The sequence below is a fragment of the Streptococcus infantarius subsp. infantarius ATCC BAA-102 genome (genome assembly GCF_000154985.1).
GTDB classification, from domain to species: domain Bacteria; phylum Bacillota; class Bacilli; order Lactobacillales; family Streptococcaceae; genus Streptococcus; species Streptococcus infantarius.
In genome coordinates this window covers 228,191-244,798 of record NZ_DS572694.1, presented here as the reverse complement: position 1 = coordinate 244,798, position 16,608 = coordinate 228,191, and the positions used below count along the sequence as shown (strand labels likewise).

The following is a 16,608-nucleotide window of genomic DNA, read 5'->3' as shown; positions in this document are numbered from 1 at the left end:
AATTCTCCTCCTAAATTGAATATGATTTTTTGTTTTCTTCTTCTTTGTGGCGCGCCCAAGTTGCTAGTGGGAAGCACATGATGAAGTAAAGGAGTGCTGCACCAGCAAATGCAGGAACATAGTTGGTTGTTTCGTAAGCCCAAGCTTTGGCTGTGAACATGATATCTGCTCCTGAAATGATAGCAACAGTAGAAGTATTTTTAATCAAGTTAACCACTTGGTTAGTTAGTGGTGGCAAGATAGTACGCACAGCTTGTGGCAGGATAATTAAACTCATGGTTTGACTATAAGTGAATCCTTGTGAAAGAGCAGCTTCTGTTTGCCCCTTTGGCACAGCTTCAATCCCCGAACGAATAACTTCGGCGATATAAGCACCGTGGTAAATCCCAACACAAAGAACAGCTGTGAAGAATGTTGAAATCATGATAACACCGTTAGTCATAATGGCAAGACCGTAATAAACGAAAACGAATTGCACTAGAAGAGGTGTATTCTGGAAAACTTCGACATAAACACGGGCAATTGCTTTTAGAACTCTATTCTTAGATGATGACATAGCACCAAAGATAACCCCTAAAACAAAAGCTAAAATCAAGGCGCAAATAGACATTCCCAACGTATATAAGAAGCCTTTTGCAAATTCACCAAAATTGGCAAAGAAATCTGCCCAACGTGAGAGGGCAAATGGACTTGCAGCTTCGGTTAATAAAAACATGTCAATCTCTCCTCTCTTAATTATCGTCAGCCGTTGCAGGCGTTAAATCGTATTTGTCATAAAGTTTTTGCAAACTACCATCAGCTTTCCAATCAGCAAGTAAGTCATTGATGTAATCAATCACAGACTGATTAGATTTTGTTGCTGCGATACCGTATTCTTGAGTGTTGAACCCTTCGTCAATGATTTCTGTTTTCTTGCTGACATAACCAGTCAAGATAGATTTATCAACAGAGAAAGCACTGATACGATTAGCATAAAGTGAAATGGCTAATTCTGGATATGAACCGAGTTGAACAAAATTAAAGCTTAGATTGTGTGCTTCACCATATTCTTCAATAGCTGATTTAGTTGTTGAACCTTGGGCAACACCGATTGTCAAGCCGTCCAAATCAGCAATGCTATCATAACCTTTTGATTTATTAACCAAGAAACCAATCTCATCATAATAATAAGGGTCAGAAATCGCATAAGAAGCCTGACGTTCTTCAGTAATAGTATAAGTTGCAATCAAAATGTCAATTTGTCCATTATCTAAAAGTGCTTCACGTGTTTGAGGAGTAACTGCTGTAAATGAAACTTTAACCCCTAATTTTTTAGCGATTTTTTTAGCTAAATCAACTTCCATACCTTCGTATTTTCCAGTTTCGGCTGAATAATAACCAAAGTTTGGAACGTCTTGTTTAACACCGACTTTTAAAACGCCAGCGTCTTGAATTTTTTTGACTTGTTCAGATACGCTATCTGCAAATGTTGTTTTGCCAGTAAAAAGTGTCAATAAAATAAGTGACAGACTGGCTAAAATGGCTAAACCTAGTTTTTTCTTCATAAGCATCTCCTTATTTCTGAGAGACAGTGTCACTTGTGTGATTAATGATTTTGCTCAAGAATTGTTTAGCACGTGGTTCAGTTGGGTTGTCAAAGAAACCTTGGACATCAGTAGTATCTACCAAAATTTCCCCCTCAGCCATAAAAATAATGCGGTCAGCAACTTCACGGGCAAATCCCATTTCGTGCGTGACAACGACCATGTTCATTCCTTCTTTGGCAAGATTTTGCATAACAGCAAGAACATCACCGATTGTTTCAGGGTCAAGAGCAGAAGTAGGCTCATCAAAAAGCAATAACTCTGGTTGCATTGCCAAACCACGAGCAATTGCCACACGTTGTTTTTGTCCACCAGAAAGCATTCCTGGGAATGAATCTTTACGATCCCACATGTTAACATAAGTCAAGTATTGCTCAGCGATAGCTTCAGCTTCTTGTTTTGATTTACCAAGAACCTTAATTGGTGCCAAAGTCACATTTTCTAACACCGTCTTATGCGGATATAAGTTAAAATGTTGGAATACCATGCCAACTTCTTTGCGAAGTTGCACCAAATCTTTGGCAGAAGCGTTAGCTAATTCGTGTCCATTAACCTTTAAGCTACCTGTTTCGATTGATTCGAGTGCGTTCATTGTTCGGATAAGAGTTGATTTACCAGAACCTGATGGGCCAAGAAGAACTACGACCTGCCCTTTCTCGATTTCTAGGTTAATATTTCTGAGGGCGTGATAGTCGCCATAGTATTTTTCAACGTTTTTAAATTCAATAAGTGCCACACTTGTCTCCTTTTCAAAGATAAGAATTTCTTGTTAGGTTTTTTAACATCTAACAAGATGGGTTAGTTTATCTTACCACATTACCTTGTTAACTGTCAAATATTTCAGAAAATTTAAATAAGTTATAAGGGAAAATAGATTGAATTTTAAGGTCAATTGTTACGTTCTGGTTTCAAAAGTATCCAAGGTTTCCAATTAATCTTGAATTTTGATATAATTAAGGATAGAGGTCATTTTTGTAAATAAAATGACATAGAAATTGTTGTTTGAGAATTTTTTATTCTACTGACATAGAATTGAAGAGGTGACATATGAAAAAAATTCTTATTGTTGATGATGAAAAACCAATTTCAGATATTATTAAATTTAACTTAACTAAAGAAGGTTATGAAACTGTTACGGCTTTTGATGGTCGTGAAGCAATTACTAAATTTGAAGAAGAAAATCCTGATTTGATTATCTTGGATTTGATGTTGCCAGAATTGGATGGACTTGAAGTTGCAAAAGAAGTTCGTAAAACGAGTCATATTCCTATTATTATGCTTTCTGCAAAAGATAGTGAGTTCGATAAAGTTATCGGTCTTGAAATCGGTGCAGATGACTACGTCACAAAACCTTTCTCAAATCGTGAATTGTTAGCACGTGTCAAAGCACACCTTCGTCGTACTGAGAACATCGAATCAGCTGTCGCTGAGGAAAATGCTTCTTCATCAAATTCTGAAATTACCATCGGCGATTTGAAGATTTTGCCTGATGCCTTTGTTGCCCAAAAACGTGGCGAAGACATTGAATTAACACACCGTGAATTTGAATTACTTCATCACTTAGCTACTCACATGGGACAAGTGATGACGCGTGAATACCTTTTGGAGACTGTTTGGGGTTATGATTACTTTGGTGATGTCCGCACGGTTGACGTTACCATCCGTCGTTTACGTGAAAAAATCGAAGACACTCCGAGCCGTCCAGAATATATTTTGACACGTCGCGGTGTTGGATACTACATGAAGTCTTATGAATGATACAATGGTACAGAATCAATATCTGTTTGAACAAGCCATTCTTTTCTTGTTAGCTTTTGTAGCCATTTATTTTATTCATTTGGCTATCAGAGACTATAGAACGTCTGTTAATATTCGTCGATTGAGTGGTAAGGTTCGTGAACTGATTACAGGAAAATACACAGAAGATATTATCATTGAAAAAGATAGAGATTTAGCAGAGCTGGCTGGTCAGTTAAATGATTTGTCAACTGTCTTTCGTTTGGCTCAAGAAAATCTAGCCCAAGAAAAGAATCGTTTAGCAAGTATTTTGTCTTACATGACTGATGGGGTGCTAGCGACTGACCGTTCTGGAAATATCACCATGATTAACCAGACCGCTCAAAAGCAACTAAATCTTGAGCGTGAAGAAGCTCTTGGAATGAATATCGTTGACATTCTTGGTGATGATAGCGATTATTCTTACCATGATTTGGTATCTAAGACGCCAGAAATTGTGCTTAATCGTCGTGATGAGACGGGAGAATTTATCACTTTGCGCATTCGATTCGCCTTAAATCGTAGAGATAGTGGTTTTATTTCTGGGCTGATTGCTGTCTTGCATGATACGACAGAGCAAGAAAAAGAAGACTGTGAACGTCGCTTGTTCGTTTCTAACGTTAGTCACGAGTTGCGTACGCCACTGACTTCGGTTAAATCTTATCTTGAGGCACTGGATGAAGGGGCTCTGAAAGAAGATATTGCACCAAGTTTCATTAAAGTTTCTTTGGATGAAACCAATCGTATAATTCGCATGATTTCTGATTTGCTTAATCTGTCTCGAATCGACAATCAAACGGTGCAATTAGAAGTTGAAATGACGAATTTCACAGCCTTTATGACGTCTATTTTGAATCGTTTTGACCAGATTAAAAGTCAACACACGGTTGCTGGCAAGCAATACGAAATTGTCAGAGACTATCCGATCAAGTCAATCTGGGTTGAAATTGACCCAGATAAGATGACCCAGGTCTTGGATAATATTCTAAATAATGCCATTAAGTATTCACCAGACGGTGGTAAGATCACTGTTAGCATGAAGACAACTGAAACTCAGTTGATTATTTCGATTTCTGATGAAGGACTTGGTATTCCGAAGAAAGACTTGCCGTTAATCTTTGACCGTTTTTACCGTGTTGATAAGGCTAGAAGTCGTGCCCAAGGTGGTTCAGGGCTTGGACTTGCCATTGCTAAAGAAATTGTCAAACAACATAAAGGATTTATTTGGGCTCAAAGTACCTATGGTAAGGGCTCAACATTTACAATTGTTCTTCCGTATGAGAAGGATTCTGATATTTATGATGAATGGGAGGATGACGAGGACTAGATGCCTGAGAATGCTTTTAAATACAGTGTCTTAGCCTCCGGTTCAACTGGAAATTCATTTTATGTGGAAACGCCACAAAAATGTCTTTTGATAGATGCAGGTTTGACTGGTAAGAAAATTACCAGTCTTCTTGCTGAAATTGACCGAAAACCAGAAGATTTGGATGCTATTTTGATTACGCACGAACACTCTGATCACATTAAAGGAGTAGGAGTGCTGGCTCGCAGATACAATCTTGATGTATATGCCAATGCCAAAACTTGGCAAATGATTGATGAGCGCAACATGATTGGAAAACTTGATGTTGGGCAAAAACATGTCTTTGAACGTGGTAAAACATTGACTTTTGGTGATATTGATATTGAAAGTTTTGGAGTCAGTCACGATGCTGTCGATCCGCAATTTTACCGTTTGATGAAAGATAATAAGTCATTTGTCGTTCTGACAGATACTGGTTATGTTAGTGACCGAATGGCGGGTGTGATTGAAAATGCTGATGGTTATCTGATTGAGTCAAACCATGATGTTGAGATTTTGCGTGCGGGTTCTTATCCGTGGAGCTTGAAACAACGTATTCTATCTGATCGTGGTCACTTGTCAAATGAAGATGGTGCTGATACCATGATTCGTACTATCGGCAATCGCACAAAAAGAATTTATCTTGGACACTTGAGTAAAGAAAATAATATCAAAGAATTGGCTCATATGACCATGGAAAATAACTTGATGCAAGCCAATTTTGCTGTTGGTCATGACATGACTGTTTTTGATACATCACCTGATGAAGCAACGCCTTTAGCAGGTCTATGAGAACAAAAGCCTAGCACTAAAGCGCTAGGCTTTTATAGTTACCATAAAAACGTGCCTATAATAGAAAAGAATTACAGGTATTTTAGCGAGAATTCCCATTTTTTCTAACTTTCTGGTATAATAAAATAGTCTATAAAAGGAAAATTAATGTTTTAAATAAACTAGTCTGGAAAAGGCTTAATTGATTAAAAATAGACCAATTTTTGAAGGGAGATTTATTTATGCAAGCTTTAGATACAAAACTTCAGCGAGACTTTGGTATCGCATTTGAAGATAAAACATTGCTTGAAACTGCATTTACTCACACATCTTACGCTAATGAACATCGCCTCCTAAACATTTCACACAATGAACGCTTGGAATTTTTAGGAGACGCGGTTCTTCAACTTTTGATTTCTCAGTATTTGTTTAAAAAATATCCGAAGAAACCAGAAGGTGATTTATCTAAGATGCGTTCTGTTATTGTTCGTGAAGAATCATTAGCAGGTTTTTCACGTTACTGTGGTTTTGATGAATTCATCAAACTTGGTAATGGTGAAGAAAAATCTGGTGGACGTAACCGCGACACTATCTTAGGTGACTTATTTGAAGCTTTTCTTGGTGCCCTTTTGATGGACCAAGGGGTTGAAGCGGTTAATAAATTTTTGAATCAAGTCATGATTCCGCAAGTTGAAAAAGGTAACTTTGAACGTGTCAAAGATTACAAAACAACATTGCAAGAATTATTGCAAGGCCACAGTGATGTCACTATTGACTATCGTGTGTCAAGTGAATCTGGTCCTGCACATGCCAAAGTCTTTGAAGTGACTGTGTATGTCAATGACGAAGCTAAAAGTAAAGGAATCGGAAAATCTAAGAAATTAGCTGAGCAAGATGCTGCTAAAAATGCGCTTGCCACTCTTCAATAAGACGTTTGAAAGGAATTCGTAAAGGCAAATGTCCAACCTGCCTAGGTCATATGATACGTGTTTGACGTAGCCTAGAAGACGATAAGAAGGTCTGTTAAGCTCTTCTTAGTTGTTAGCTCGGGAAGGTCTTTGCCTTTTCATCTCTCATTTTATGTATTTAAAAGAAATTGAAATGCAGGGCTTTAAGTCCTTTGCAGACAAGACGACAATTGAATTTGATAAGGGAGTTACAGCCATTGTAGGTCCAAATGGTTCTGGTAAATCTAACATTACCGAAAGTTTACGTTGGGCACTTGGGGAATCTTCTGCCAAGAATTTACGTGGTGGCAAGATGCCAGACGTCATTTTTGCTGGAGCTGAAAACCGCAAACCATTGAACTACGCTCAAGTTGTTGTTAGCTTAGATAATTCAGATGGCTTTATCAAAGATGCTAAAGAGACGATTCGAGTAGAACGCCATATTTACCGAAATGGCGATAGTGAGTACTTGATTGATGGTCGCAAGGTGCGTTTGCGTGATATTCATGATTTGTTTATGGATACAGGTCTTGGGCGCGATTCTTTCTCAGTGATTTCGCAAGGTCGTGTTGAAGAAATTTTCAACAGTAAACCAGAAGAACGTCGTGCGATTTTTGAAGAAGCGGCTGGTGTTTTAAAATACAAGACACGAAAAAAAGAAACACAAACTAAGCTCAATCAAACGCAAGATAACTTGGACCGTCTAGACGATATTATCTACGAACTGGAATCTCAAGTGAAGCCTTTGGAACGCCAAGCGAAAGTCGCTAAAGAGTTTATTGGCTTGGAAGATGAGCGCAAGCAACTTCATTTGAATGTCTTGGTAGAAGATATTCAAACTGATAAAGTCCGTTTGGATAGCTTGAAAGAAGACTTGGCTAGTATCAAGTCAGATTTGTCAGCTTATTATGAACAGCGCCAGCAATTTGAAAAACAAAATCAAGCCTTAAAAGAAAAACGCCACCAATTGTCTGAAGAAATGGCGACAAAACAGGCTGGCTTGGTGGATATTACAAAAGCTATTTCTGACCTTGAACGCCAAATGGATTTGATTGCCTTAGAATCAAGTCAAAAAGAAGAGAAAAAACAAGCGGCTACTAGCCAATTGGCTGAGCTTAAGGCTAGTCAGGAAAGTTTACGAGAAGAATTAGAGCAAAAAGAAGGTCAGCTCGCAAAATTAGATGACGAATTGACCGAAACTACAGCAACGATTCAAAAATTACAAGCTGAATTGGATCGCTTTTCAACTGATCCAGATCAAGTCATTGAAAAATTACGTGAAGAATTTGTTAGCTTGATGCAAGAAGAAGCTGATTTGTCTAACAAGTTAACCATGACACAAGCTGATATTGATAATCAAAAACAATTATCAGAATCAAAATCTGAAGAATTAGCACAGATACAGGCTAACTTGGAAGCGTTAAAAGCGGATGCTAAAGATGCTCTTGAAAGCTTTGAAGCAGCACGCAAACAAGTTAAAGAGCTTCTAGATGCTTATCAGGAGTTGTTTGCTAAGACAAGTCAACTTGAAAAAGATTATCAAGCTGAGCAGACGAAAATGTTTGACCAATTAGATGTCATCAAATCTAAGCAAGCTCGTAAGTCTAGTCTTGAATCTATCCTTAGAAATCACAGTAATTTCTACGCAGGTGTCAAATCCGTCTTGCAAGCTTCTAGCCAACTTGGTGGCATCATTGGTGCCGTGAGCGAGCATTTAAGCTTTGACCGTAAATATCAAACGGCCCTTGAAATTGCTCTTGGCGGCTCAAGCCAACATGTGATTGTTGAAGATGAGGCAGCTGCTAAACGCTCAATTGCTTTCTTGAAGAAAAATCGTCAAGGACGTGCCACTTTCTTGCCACTGACGACTATCAAAGCGCGTCATTTATCACAACAAAATCAAGCTATTTTGTCTTCTAGTCAAGGCTTCCTTGGTGTGGCAAGCGACTTGGTATCATTTGATAAACGCTTGGATAATATTTTCCAAAACCTTCTTGGTGTGACAGCTGTTTTTGATACGGTTGATAATGCTAATAAAGCTGCGCGTGCGTTGCATTATCAAGTGCGTTTAGTAGCTTTGGATGGTACTGAGATTCGCCCTGGTGGGTCATTCTCAGGTGGTGCTAATCGTCAAAATAACACCACATTTATCAAACCAGAATTAGACAATCTTGTGGCTGAATTAATTAACCTTCAAGAAAAACAAGTCACACAAGAAAAATTGGTTCAAACTCTTCACGAAACATTGCTAGCTAACAAAGAAGAATTAGCTAGCCTGAAAGCTCAAGGTGAAGAAGCTCGTTTTGCAGAACAAAAAGCTGAATTGGAATACCAACAATTAGCTGAACGCTTGAACGATGTTAAGCAACTCTGCAAACAACTTCAAGAAAGTGAGACTGATAGTAGTTCAAATGATTTGGAATCTCAAAAAGCTCACTTTGAAGCTGAGTTAACAAAAGTTGCTGAACGTAAGCAAGAGTTGACAAGCCAGATTGACCAAATCAAAGAAAATAAAAATGCCATTACGCAAAAAGTTGAACAACTTCGTCAAGACTTGTCACAAGCAAAACTTCAAGAGCGTGAACTTCTCAGCGAACGCAAATTTGAATCTGCCAACAAGACACGTCTTGATATCAGTTTAGCCGAAAATAAAGCAGAAATGGCAAAATGTGAAGATTTACTTGCCTTTCATGCGAGTGATCAAGAAATTGAAAACTTGCCACTTCTGAAAAAAAAACATGACGAAGCTGTGACAAGAAAAGCGAGCGAAGAAGAACGTTTGGTTAGCCTTCGTTTTGAACTGGAAGATTGTGAAGCTAATCTTGAAGAACTCGAAGAACAAGTTGCCAAAGAAAATCAAAAAAATGAAGAATTAATCCGCAAACAAGCCCAAGTTGAAGCCCAAGTTGCTCAAGTCTCAGAACGTTTGCGTGGCTTCACACATGATTTGACAGAAGATTATCACATGACCTTGGCTGAAGCCAAAGAAGCTAGTCAGGTTGTGGAAGATGTGGCTATTGCTCGCGAACGCCTGCAAGATTTGCGCCGCCGTATCAAGGCATTAGGCCCAATCAACTTGGATGCTATTGCTCAATACGATGAAGTCAATAATCGTTTGACTTTCTTAAATGGTCAAAAAGAAGATTTGGTTCATTCTAAGAATCTTCTACTTGATACCATTAACGAGATGGATGATGAAGTGAAATCACGCTTCCAAGTGACATTCAACGCTATTCGAGAATCCTTCAAGCAAACCTTCACGCAAATGTTTGGTGGTGGTTCTGCCGATTTGTCATTGACAGAAGGTGACTTGCTGACAGCAGGGGTTGAGATTTCTGTGCAGCCACCAGGTAAGAAAATTCAATCGTTGAATTTGATGTCAGGTGGCGAAAAAGCTTTATCAGCTTTAGCTTTGCTATTTGCTATCATTCGCGTCAAAACCATCCCATTTGTTATTCTTGATGAGGTGGAAGCAGCGCTTGATGAGGCAAATGTCAAACGCTTTGGGGACTACCTCAATCGCTTTGATAAATCAAGTCAGTTCATAGTTGTTACTCACCGTAAGGGAACTATGGCAGCAGCTGACAGCATTTACGGAGTAACCATGCAAGAATCAGGAATTTCACGCATCGTATCCGTTAAGCTGAAAGATGCTGAAAATCTTGTGGAATAATCATTGAAGGGTAAAAAATGGTAAATAAACTAATTGCGCACAGTTTAATAAAATATCACGAAAAATACTTAGTGATAAAACGAGTTGCAATAAGCTATGGTAGAAATAATGTTTATCCGTCTTATTGGGATATTCCTGGGGGTAGTGTTGAGAGTGAGGAGTTGCCGAAAGGTGCTGCTATCAGAGAGTGTCTTGAAGAAGTAGGACTTCAGATCAAAATAGATGATATTATTCATGAAGATAGTAATTTAGATAATGGTGTTGTATACACTAGATTAGTTTATGCTGCTCATCTTCCTAAGAATAAGGAAATGAGTGTCACATTAAATCCCGAAGAACATATTGATTATCGTTGGATAAGTGTTTTGAATGATTTGGATGGAGAAAAAATTGTTCCATATCTGGTAGATATTCTGAAAAAAGAATAGTAATTCAGATTTTAAAAGCCTAGCAATAGCTGGGCTTTTTGTTTGTTATTCATCAGTTTTTACATCATTTTGAGTATTTTCTTGAGTGTCAGAAGCTTGCTCATCTGTTGTAGTTTCGGCATTTTGCAAGTCTTGTTTGGTGTCTTCTTCTGAAGTTTCGGCTGACTCAGATTCGGTTTGTGAGACTTTGCTGTAGTTGTTAGAAACTTTATAGAAAACGCTGTTTACGAATTGTTGTGTTGATTCATAGTCGAAACGGCTGAGTTGTGTGGCAAAAAGACGATCACGCCCATAGTCTGATGGGTCAGAGTCAGTGATATCAAAATGCCAATTTGGAATTTGATTATCTGCAGCATATTAGTACAAGATGAAACCACCACCTCTTTGAGAAGAGACTTGAGAAACCGCTTCGCCTTTATCGTTGTAAGCGAGAGCAGACAAAGTCAATCTACCATTTTCTGAGACAATGCCCTATGGAGAAAATTCGAAAGTAAAGCCGTTAGCATCCTGCCAAGTTCCAGCAAGACTTGAAAAATTGCCCTGAACTAGCGCAGCAAAATTAAAGTAACTAGCTTCTTTGCTAACTTGTCTAGAATCAACGATAGTTTTTCCATCTTTAACTAAATCGTTGGTAATCTTTTTTTTTATTTGGCAGTTGGAATAAATCAAGGCGCTTGTCGCCTTCTTTTTTCTTAGCAGAAGATGAAGTGCTTTTGCCCTTAGTGCCTCGGTGAAGGTGTTGACTGGCTGTTACACTTGTATGCTTGTGTTGCGAATGTTGATTGAGAGCCAAAGCCCCTCCACACACAGTCAGTACCAATAAGCCATAAATCCAGAAAGTACGATTTGTTTTTTTCATCATCGTTTACCCCTTTAAATAATATTCTTCTAAATAATCTATTAGAAAAAAATTTTTAAAACCTAGCTTTTTTTCAAAAAATTTAAAAAATTTTTGCTAGCGACAAGTCGAAAAGAATAGATTATTAGCAGGAAAAAGTTGGCGTTTTTTGCTAGAATAGAATTATGTAATATTGAGGGAGAGAAAAATGGTAAAACTTGTTGCGACAGATATGGATGGCACTTTCTTGACTAGTAAAGGCTTTTATGACAATCAACGCCTCCATAATGTCCTCGAAAAATTTGAAAAAAACGATATGTTATTTGTGGCAGCTAGTGGGCGCTCAATGCTTGCTTTGGAAAAAATGTTTGCGCCACATGCTGATAAAATGGCTTTTATTGCTGAAAATGGAACACTTGTTAAAGTCGGTGAAAAGACAGTTTTTGAATCTGGTTTAACGAAACCACAATTTTTAGAGATTATTGATACCTTAATTGAAAGCCCTTATATGACAGGTTATGATTTCTTATTATCTGGTGAAAATGGAGCATACTTGCATCCTAAAGCCAGTGATGAATACCTTGAATTTATCAGTCATTACTATGAAAATGTGCAACGTGTTGACAATCTAGCAAATGTTACTGACAATATCTTGAAAGTGACAGCTAACTTTGCAGAAGATACGGTTCGAAAAGGTGAAGCTTGGTTTAACCAACATATTGATTACGTTAAAGCAGTAACAACAGGCTTTAAATCAATTGACATCATTCTTTCTGATGTCAACAAAAGAACAGGTCTTGAGGCACTTTGTGAGTCTTATGGCTTATCAGCTGCGGAAGTTGTTGCATTTGGAGATAACCTCAATGACTATGAAATGCTTGAATTTGCTGGAAGAGCAGTTGCAACCAAAAATGCTCGTCAAGAAATCAAAGAGATTTCTAGCGAAATTATCGGACATTGTGATGAAGAGTCGGTGATGGCTTATATGGAAGGATTAGTTGATTAATGGCAGATATTAAATTGCTTGCCTTGGACCTAGATGGCACACTCTTTAACAGGCAAAAAGTTGTCACACGAGAAAATAAATTGGCTCTTAGAGCTGCGCGAGATATGGGCGTTAAAGTGGTTATCACGACGGGACGCCCTCTTAAAGCTATCAGTGGTTTGCTTGAAGAATTAGACTTGATTTCTGATGAGGATTATCTGATTACCTTTAATGGTGGCTTGGTTCAAAAGACGACAGGTGAGATTTTAGCTAAGAGCGAGCTCAGCCGTTCTCAGCTTCAGCTTTTGTACCGTCATCTAGAGCCCTTAGCTCTACCATTTGATGTGCTTAGTGATGGCATTGTTTATAGTTTAGCCTGTCGTGGCAATGAATCACACTACCCGCAAGCAAATCCAACCCTTGAATTTGTAACGGTTGATAGCTTTGCTGACATTCCTGAAAATGTGATTTACAACAAGGTGGTTAGTGTCACAAAACCAGAATTTTTGGATCAACAACTCTTAAAATTGCCAAAAGAACTACATCAATATTTTGAAATTTTTAAATCACGTGATATCATAGTAGAAATGATGCCTAAAGGGATTCATAAAGCTGCTGGTTTGAATCAACTAGTTAAACACCTAGGCTTATCATCAGAAAATGTCATGGCTATGGGTGATGAAGAAAACGACCTTTCCATGTTAAAATGGGCTGGGTTAAGTGTTGCTATGGCAAATGGTGTTTCAATCGCAAAAGAAACAGCAGATGCTGTGACAAGTCGCACTAACGATGAGTCTGGTGTTGCAGAAGCTGTTAAAAAATACATTTTAGAAGCTAAGTAGAAAGGATAAGAGGACAGTATGTTCTCTTGGTAGCTTAATATGGGATTATTTGATCGTTTATTTGGAAAGAAAAAGGATACAAAAGAGCAGATTGAAGAACAAGAAATTGCTCAAGTACTTGAAGAAACTTCTGCTGATGAGAGTAAAGAAGTGGCAGAAACAGCTGCCGTTGAAACTCAAGCAGAAGACGTGATTGAAAGTGAAGTGACTCCAGTTTCTGAAGAAGCTAGACAGCTTGATGAAACTAAGGAAACAGCTGAAGCTGATTTTTCAGGAGTCATGGCAGATTATTATGCTAAAAAAGAAGCAGCCAAAGAGGCTTTAGACCGTGGTGAAACAGTTGAATTTGAAGCTGTTGAAACAAAACAAGAAGATGTAAAAGAAGAGTCAGTTAATGCACCTGTTGAGACTGAAGAAGAAAAATACAATCGCAGTCTTAAAAAGACACGCACAGGATTTAGCGCACGCTTGAATGCCTTTCTAGCAAACTTCCGTCGTGTGGATGAGGACTTCTTTGAAGAATTAGAAGAAATGCTTATCTTGTCTGATGTCGGTGTTAATGTGGCTACACAATTGACAGAAGACTTGCGTTATGAAGCTAAGCTTGAAAACGCTAAGAAAGCTGATGATTTGAGACGTGTCATCATTGAAAAATTGGTTGAAATCTATGAAAAAGATGGTGTCTTTAACGAACAAATCAATTTTCAAGATGGCTTGACTGTTATGCTCTTTGTCGGAGTCAACGGAGTTGGTAAAACAACATCAATCGGTAAGCTTGCTTATAAATACAAAAATGAAGGCAAGAAAGTCATGCTTGTTGCGGCTGATACTTTCCGTGCTGGTGCCGTTGCTCAGCTTGCTGAATGGGGACGACGTGTTGATGTCCCAGTTGTGACGGGACCAGAAAAAGCAGACCCAGCTTCAGTGGTCTTTGATGGTATGGAAAGAGCTGTCGCTGAAAATGTTGACGTTCTGTTGATTGATACCGCAGGTCGTTTGCAAAACAAAGATAATTTGATGGCAGAGCTTGAAAAAATTGGTCGAATCATTAAGCGCGTGGTACCAGATGCTCCGCACGAAACCCTTCTTGCCCTTGATGCTTCGACAGGTCAAAATGCTCTTAGCCAAGCAAAAGAATTCTCAAAAATCACACCATTAACAGGACTCATCTTGACTAAAATTGATGGGACTGCCAAAGGTGGTGTTGTTCTAGCTATCCGCCAAGAACTTGATATCCCAGTTAAATTCATTGGATTTGGTGAGAAGATTGATGATATCGGCGAATTCGACTCCGAAGACTTTATCCGTGGTCTCCTAGAAGGGATTATTTAAGGACATGCTTGATTTCGTAAAAGCACATTTATCGACAATTCTCTTGACCTCATCGACGCTTGTCTTAACGCTGATTTATCTTGCTGAAGCCAAGTGGCAAATCATGGCGGTTTGGGGAATCTTAACACTGTTTAACATTATTAGACTAGCTGTTTCTTACAAGAAAAATAACTAAAAAACACCCACCAGTTTATTAGTCTGGTGGGATTTTATTATCTAAAAGACGCGATAAACGTAAGGATTATCAGGGGCATCTGTTTCTTTAATCTTAGAAATGTGTAGGACTGGTAAGTTTTGTTCCAAAGTCTTATCGTACTCAAGACTAATGGTACCAGTTGCTGTAATCCATGTGTTGTTTGGATAGCTAGTAGCATTGCCAGTCGTTAAAAGCCCATAGACACCTGAATCGGCAATACAGTGAATGATACCAAAACGGAAAAGAAATTGATAACCATTGTGACCTGGTTCATTATAGACAAAACCAGTATAAGTGATATTACGTCCAGAAAATTCATCAGGATAAAGGTAGATGAGCTCCATGATTTCCATGTAATTATCCGTTGTAATGGTCAAATCACCAGAACCTTTGTATTTTTTCATTTCTTTTCGCATTTCCTTATCATAAGCAGCAGAAGTGAAATAAAGACTGGTATCTGGTTTTAGGTATTGGACACGTGTGCCATCTTCGCTGACTGTTCCAGTTGACCCTGCTGCAAGTGGGAAGTGGTAACCCTTGGCAGAAACCGTTGTAGAATCCAAGGTTACTGTTGGAACTAAAAGTCCGATAAGTACTGGAATGACCAGAATCATTGGACTAGTGATTTTCGCTAATTTTCCATGTAAATGGCTGTGTATTTTCAAATCTTTAACCCAGATAACTAATTGTACGATAGCTAGAACAAATGACAGCACCATGGAAATGTATGCTAGATAAGCGTAGTGGTTATTGATGTACTGATTTAATTTTCCTGAAATTTGTAAGTACATGGTTAATTCAAAATAACCAGCAAGAATTAAAAATCGAATCATCCAATCACCCCCACAAGTAGACAGTAAAGGATAATCATCCCAGCAGAAACGCTAATAAATTGCACGATAAAACGTTTCTTAAAGGAATTGAGCATCATCATGAGATTTTTGATATCCACCATTGGACCAATCAAAAGAAAGGCAAGGACTGGTGCAGTCCCAAAACTTGAGAGAAGTGAAGCACCAATAAAGGCGTCGGCTTCACTACAAAGTGACAAGATGAAGGCTAACAGCATCATCACTAGAATGGCTGTTAAGGCATTTCCACCAATTTTGGTTAGAATATGGGTTGGCAAATAAATCTGCATAGCCGAAGCTACCAAAGACCCAAAGACCAGATAACGCCCAGTGTCGAATAATTCATCGATAGCATGTGCTAAAACGAGGAAAATCTTGCGATACCAAGGTTCACCAGAGTAATTGTGAAAATGACAAGGCGCCATATCTTCTTTTAAGATATTGTCATCGACCACAAAGCCAAGCATAATTCCAAGCGTGATAGCAACAACAACAGCACCAAGAAGTCGTAACCACAAGAAGCGCCAGCTATTTCCAAAGGCTGAGTATGTTGCAAAAAGCACGATAGGGTTGATAATCGGTGCTGTGGCTAGAAAGGGAACAGCAGTGTAGCTAGGAACTTTTTTCTCTAGAAAGCGCGTGATGATAGGAATAATCCCACATTCACAGGAAGGAAAAATAAAACCAACGAAGGTTCCAAAGAGAATTCGTAGGAATTTATTTTTAGGGAGGTAACGTTGCACCAAATCAGGTGTCACGTAAACCTCGATAAAACCAGATAAAATCGTTCCAAGCAAAACAAAAGGCAAGGCCTCAATGATAATTGAGATAAAAATCGCAAACCATTGTAAGACACTTGCTGGTAAGTGATTAAAAATGTCCATAAAACTTAATGAGTCGCTTTCTTATCGTTTTTATCCTTACTTTCCTTTTCTTTTTCAGGGTCGCTAGAGACTTTTGGAAAACTTGCAAAGTTTGCAAACATTGATTCTAAATCGTCCTGACGTTTGTGAGTGATTGCCATAAGATGGACACCTCTTT

At 38.4% G+C, this 16,608-nt stretch carries 18 protein-coding genes; 10 read left to right on the top strand and 8 right to left on the bottom strand.

The features are described 5' to 3' along the window. Window positions 1-10: 10 nt before the first annotated feature. The 3 genes from STRINF_RS08790 to STRINF_RS08780 are packed head-to-tail and all read right to left on the bottom strand — an operon-like array spanning window position 11 to window position 2,319. Window positions 11-715, bottom strand: coding sequence for an amino acid ABC transporter permease (locus STRINF_RS08790; RefSeq protein ID WP_006532765.1), 705 nt, complete (start codon window positions 713-715; stop codon window positions 11-13). A 16-nt stretch (window positions 716-731) separates the two neighbouring features. After that, entirely contained in the window at window positions 732-1,544 is an 813-nt protein-coding gene (locus STRINF_RS08785) for a transporter substrate-binding domain-containing protein (RefSeq protein WP_043878445.1), read from the bottom strand. Between the two features lie 10 nt (window positions 1,545-1,554). After that, entirely contained in the window at window positions 1,555-2,319 is a 765-nt protein-coding gene (locus STRINF_RS08780) for an amino acid ABC transporter ATP-binding protein (RefSeq protein WP_006532763.1), read from the bottom strand. A gap of 311 nt (window positions 2,320-2,630) precedes the next feature. Between STRINF_RS08780 and yycF the strand changes: the two genes are divergently transcribed. The 6 genes from yycF to STRINF_RS08750 all read left to right on the top strand — a co-directional run bounded on the left by yycF (window position 2,631) and on the right by STRINF_RS08750 (window position 10,523). Then, window positions 2,631-3,341, top strand: a complete 711-nt coding sequence (yycF, locus tag STRINF_RS08775) for a response regulator YycF (protein WP_006532762.1) — start codon at window positions 2,631-2,633, stop codon at window positions 3,339-3,341. After that, complete coding sequence (gene vicK / locus STRINF_RS08770) at window positions 3,334-4,686, top strand: cell wall metabolism sensor histidine kinase VicK (RefSeq protein WP_006532761.1); 1,353 nt, start codon at window positions 3,334-3,336, stop codon at window positions 4,684-4,686. Before yycF ends, vicK begins: the two co-directional genes overlap by 8 nt. Continuing rightward, on the top strand, window positions 4,687-5,496 hold the full coding sequence (locus STRINF_RS08765) for an MBL fold metallo-hydrolase (RefSeq protein ID WP_006532760.1): 810 nt from the start codon (window positions 4,687-4,689) through the stop codon (window positions 5,494-5,496). It begins immediately after the preceding gene. A 221-nt stretch (window positions 5,497-5,717) separates the two neighbouring features. Beyond that, entirely contained in the window at window positions 5,718-6,404 is a 687-nt protein-coding gene (gene rnc, locus STRINF_RS08760; RefSeq protein ID WP_006532759.1) for a ribonuclease III, read from the top strand. A 151-nt stretch (window positions 6,405-6,555) separates the two neighbouring features. After that, window positions 6,556-10,095 carry a chromosome segregation protein SMC gene (gene smc, locus STRINF_RS08755; protein ID WP_006532758.1) on the top strand — a complete coding sequence of 1,180 codons (3,540 nt, stop codon included), beginning with the start codon at window positions 6,556-6,558 and terminating at the stop codon, window positions 10,093-10,095. Between the two features lie 17 nt (window positions 10,096-10,112). Continuing rightward, window positions 10,113-10,523 (top strand): NUDIX hydrolase, encoded by a 411-nt coding sequence (locus tag STRINF_RS08750; protein WP_006532757.1) that lies wholly within the window; start codon window positions 10,113-10,115, stop codon window positions 10,521-10,523. Window positions 10,524-10,994: 471 nt separating this feature from the next. On the opposite strand, the gene STRINF_RS10680 is transcribed toward STRINF_RS08750, so the two are convergent. Both STRINF_RS10680 and STRINF_RS10675 read right to left on the bottom strand, forming a co-directional pair. Beyond that, a complete protein-coding gene (locus tag STRINF_RS10680) occupies window positions 10,995-11,192 on the bottom strand; it encodes a DUF6287 domain-containing protein (protein WP_223903554.1) in 198 nt (65 codons plus the stop codon). Beyond that, entirely contained in the window at window positions 11,140-11,385 is a 246-nt protein-coding gene (locus STRINF_RS10675) for a hypothetical protein (RefSeq protein ID WP_006532756.1), read from the bottom strand. Before STRINF_RS10675 ends, STRINF_RS10680 begins: the two co-directional genes overlap by 53 nt. Before the next feature lie 184 nt (window positions 11,386-11,569). Here STRINF_RS10675 and STRINF_RS08740 point away from each other — a divergent pair, with 184 nt between their 5' ends. The 4 genes from STRINF_RS08740 to STRINF_RS08725 are packed head-to-tail and all read left to right on the top strand — an operon-like array spanning window position 11,570 to window position 14,695. After that, window positions 11,570-12,367: a Cof-type HAD-IIB family hydrolase gene (locus STRINF_RS08740; RefSeq protein WP_006532755.1), complete on the top strand. Its 798-nt coding sequence runs from the start codon at window positions 11,570-11,572 to the stop codon at window positions 12,365-12,367. Continuing rightward, window positions 12,367-13,188, top strand: a complete 822-nt coding sequence (locus STRINF_RS08735; RefSeq protein ID WP_006532754.1) for a Cof-type HAD-IIB family hydrolase — start codon at window positions 12,367-12,369, stop codon at window positions 13,186-13,188. Before STRINF_RS08740 ends, STRINF_RS08735 begins: the two co-directional genes overlap by 1 nt. Before the next feature lie 39 nt (window positions 13,189-13,227). After that, a complete protein-coding gene (gene ftsY, locus STRINF_RS08730) occupies window positions 13,228-14,520 on the top strand; it encodes a signal recognition particle-docking protein FtsY (RefSeq protein WP_006532753.1) in 1,293 nt (430 codons plus the stop codon). Window positions 14,521-14,524: 4 nt separating this feature from the next. Beyond that, window positions 14,525-14,695, top strand: a complete 171-nt coding sequence (locus STRINF_RS08725; RefSeq protein WP_006532752.1) for a hypothetical protein — start codon at window positions 14,525-14,527, stop codon at window positions 14,693-14,695. A gap of 41 nt (window positions 14,696-14,736) precedes the next feature. Here STRINF_RS08725 and STRINF_RS08720 read toward each other — a convergent pair whose 3' ends face one another. From STRINF_RS08720 to STRINF_RS08710, 3 genes are read right to left on the bottom strand one after another with little or no spacing between them, the layout of a single operon-like run. Beyond that, window positions 14,737-15,549: a TIGR03943 family putative permease subunit gene (locus tag STRINF_RS08720; protein ID WP_006532751.1), complete on the bottom strand. Its 813-nt coding sequence runs from the start codon at window positions 15,547-15,549 to the stop codon at window positions 14,737-14,739. Continuing rightward, window positions 15,546-16,451: a permease gene (locus STRINF_RS08715; protein ID WP_006532750.1), complete on the bottom strand. Its 906-nt coding sequence runs from the start codon at window positions 16,449-16,451 to the stop codon at window positions 15,546-15,548. Before STRINF_RS08715 ends, STRINF_RS08720 begins: the two co-directional genes overlap by 4 nt. A gap of 5 nt (window positions 16,452-16,456) precedes the next feature. After that, on the bottom strand, window positions 16,457-16,591 hold the full coding sequence (locus STRINF_RS08710) for an SPJ_0845 family protein (RefSeq protein WP_006532749.1): 135 nt from the start codon (window positions 16,589-16,591) through the stop codon (window positions 16,457-16,459). Window positions 16,592-16,608 lie beyond the last annotated feature (17 nt).